This window comes from Ideonella sp. B508-1 (assembly GCF_000333615.1).
GTDB lineage: Bacteria > Pseudomonadota > Gammaproteobacteria > Burkholderiales > Burkholderiaceae_C > Ideonella.
The window spans coordinates 1-1,713 of record NZ_BADL01000187.1; the positions used below are offsets into that span (position 1 = coordinate 1).

Annotated in this window: 1 protein-coding gene and 1 pseudogene; one reads left to right on the forward strand and one right to left on the reverse strand. The window is 70.3% G+C overall.

Features of this window, described 5'->3' with window-relative positions; translation table 11 throughout:
• Positions 1–1,140, reverse strand: a 1,140-nt coding sequence (locus I73_RS08505; protein WP_022980221.1) for an MFS transporter, incomplete at its 3' end; no start/stop codon positions are given.
• Positions 1,141–1,311: 171 nt separating this feature from the next.
• On the opposite strand from I73_RS08505, the pseudogene I73_RS08510 reads away from it, so the two are divergent.
• Positions 1,312–1,713: pseudogene (locus tag I73_RS08510) on the forward strand (PAS domain-containing sensor histidine kinase); the annotation flags it as partial.

A 1,713-nucleotide genomic window follows, 5' to 3' on the forward strand; every position in this document is an offset into this window, starting at 1 on the left:
CGGGAACAGCTCGGCCTTCACCACCGCGTTGATCGAGGTGTAGCCCGAGACGATCAGCCAGGCGCAGGCGATCAGCGCAAAGGCTTCCCAGGGGCCCTGGGCGTGCTGGATGGCGGTCATCAGCGGCACGGTCAGCAGGGTGCCCAGCAGGGCAAAGCCCACCAGCAGCGGCCGGCGGCCGATCTTGTCCGACAGCATGCCGTACAGCGGCTGCAGCAGCAGCGCGAAGACCAGGCTGGCGGCCGAGACGGCGGTGGTCTGGGTGTCGGTCAGGCCCACCGACAGCTTCAGGAACTTCTGCATGTAGGTGGTGTAGACGTAGAAGGCCAGCGTGCCGCCCATGGTCAGGCCGACCACGATGGCGCATTCCCGCGGGTACTGCATCAGCTGGCGCAGGCCGCCCATCTTCTGGCCACCCGAGCGGGCCTTGGCCTTCTCGAAGGACGCCGTCTCCGGCAGGTCGCGCCGCATCCACAGCGCGGTCAGGGCCAGGCCGGCGCCGACGAAGAAGGGGATGCGCCAGCCCCAGGCCTTCAGTTCCTCGGGCGTGAGCAGCAGATGCTGCAGCACCAGCAGCAGCACCAGGGCGGTGAGCTGGCCGCCGATCAGCGTGACGTACTGGAAGCTGGCGTAGAAGCCGCGGTGCTTGGAGGTGGCCATCTCCGACAGGTAGGTGGCGCTGGAGCCGTACTCGCCGCCCAGGCTCAGGCCCTGCAGCAGGCGGGCCAGCAGCAGCAGCGCTGGCGCCAGGGCGCCCACGCTGGCATAGGTGGGCGCGCAGGCGATCAGCAGCGAGCCGCCGCACATCAGCAGCACCGAGGCCATCAGCGCGGTGCGCCGGCCCAGATGGTCACCGATGTAGCCGAACAGCAGGCCGCCGATGGGGCGCACGAAGAAGCCCAGTGCGAAGATGCCCGCGGTGGACAGCATCTGCGCGGTCGGGTCCTCCTTGGGGAAGAAGGACGAGGCGAAGTACAGCGCGAAGGCGGAGTAGGCGTAGAAGTCGTACCACTCGACCAGGTTGCCGATGGAGCCGACGATGATGGCCTTCAGGCGCTTCAGGGAAATGGCCTCGTCGGCCGCGGCTGCGGCCGGTGCCGCCGGCACGGAGCCGGCGTTCAGGGTGGTGGCGGGGGGCATGGGTTTGTCTCCTCGGTACGGCGAATGCACGTCCGCCCCTGCGGCCGTGCCTGAGGTGGAGTGTGTCGATCCGGTGGTGTCGGGGCATCCGCAAGCGCGCCCGGAGGGATCTGCGTAGATTTACGGAGGAGGGCGCCTGCCACCGCCCATCTGCCAAGATGCGGGGTGACCATGTCCGCCACCGTGTCTTCGGCCCCTGTTCCTGCCGTGTCCCGCCTGCGCCGCTGGGGGCGTTGGGGCCTGCTGCTGGTGCTGGCGGCCGTGCCGGTGTGGTGGGCCGGATGGTGGGCCGAGCGGCACGAGACGGACCAGCGCCTGGCCGCCCTGCATTCCGCGCAGGAGCTGCATGCCCTGGGCCTGCGCGGCGTGATCGGCAAGTACAGCTACCTGCCGGCCGTGGTGGGCCGGCAGCCGGCCGTGCGGGCCCTGCTGGCCGCGCCGGACGATGCCGGGCTGCGCGCGCGGGTGAACGAGGATCTGGCCGAGATCGGCCGCCGTGCCGATGCGCTGGCCGTCTATGTGATGGACCCGGCCGGCAATGCGCTGGCGGCCAGCAACGCCGCACCCGGAGAG